Below are 1245 nucleotides of genomic sequence, written 5' to 3' on the forward strand. Positions count from 1 at the left end.
GCATGGGTGACGGACGAGAATTTGTGATTACAGATCAAAGTGCAATGGAAATATCTGCAGAGGAAGGCCGTTCCATAAGAAATATCAATATTACGCCTTTCATAAAATGGATACCCAATAGTTCGGCTGAACAGTTTTCGACTGACTACGCCTCAGGTTCTACATCACAAGCCGCAAATATTATGGAGGCAATCAACTTCGGGTGTAAGCTTCTTCTTATTGATGAAGACAGAAGTGCGACGAATTTTATGATTCAAGACATCAAAATGCGTTCATTAATCAAGCATGAACCCATTACACCTTTTACGGAACGAGTCAGGGAGCTTTATGAGTCTGTTGGGGTATCTTCCGTTCTTGTTATTGGAGGTAGCGGTGAATTTTTGTCTGTTGCCGATCAAATCATCCTGATGGACAGTTTTGTGCCGAAAAACGTGACCCAGGAAGCAAAAAAATTATGTGAACACGACAAACCACGCGAACGCATCCCCCTTACAAAATGGGAGATAGAAAGAAAAATAACCAGCGATCACTTTTCGAGCTATCCACAGGGCAGTGGTACAGAAAGGCTGATGGTTTCAACCATGGGATACATGATGATAGGTGATGAACAAATTGATATCAGAGGACTTTACAATATCACATCACACGCCCAGCTTGCAGCTATTGCCTTTTTAATTCGAAAAATCGCTGTAAGTAATCAGGATCGCTTCATCTTTCTTCATGAAAAGATCAAAAAAGCTCTCGAAGCTATGGAGAGAGAAGGTGTGGATAGTGTATTTTCTTCCTTTTTTCCTGGTTTCGAAAGATGGCTTGAATTACCAAGAATTAATGAAGTATTATCTGTCATAAACCGAATGAAGCGTTTGAATTTTATTCAGCTTGAGCCCTCTGAACACCTCTAATTATGACATAAATATACGTTTATCCAATTAGGAGACGGGTTTAAGTGGAGGATGGCTGTAGGATAGACTCTGCGCTAACCTAAACAAAGGCCCCACTCGATATTGAGCAGGGCCGTGTCCGTGATAAAGAAGGAAATCAAGGGAATATGGATTAGTCTTCCATACAATGATAAGAATTAATGGTTTGCACGAAGAACCGCCTATACCAGTAAAGTCCTGCAAACATATTGTAATTTGTAGCTTGAGCATCGACGAAGGGGTGGATTCTTTTGGATTTCAAGAAAAGCAAATTACAATAGAAGATTTTGCTGCAGTAAAACGCGTTGACAAGGAATGCTATTCC

General features: G+C 40.5%; 1 protein-coding gene. It reads left to right on the plus strand.

Translation table 11 applies throughout. From position 1 onward, the window contains the following. Positions 1 to 902, plus strand: a 902-nt coding sequence (locus AC1DWB_RS35540) for a P-loop domain-containing protein (protein WP_477545771.1), incomplete at its 5' end; no start/stop codon positions are given. Positions 903 to 1245: the final 343 nt, after the last annotated feature.

The organism is Paenibacillus sp. P4_E11 (assembly GCF_056401635.1).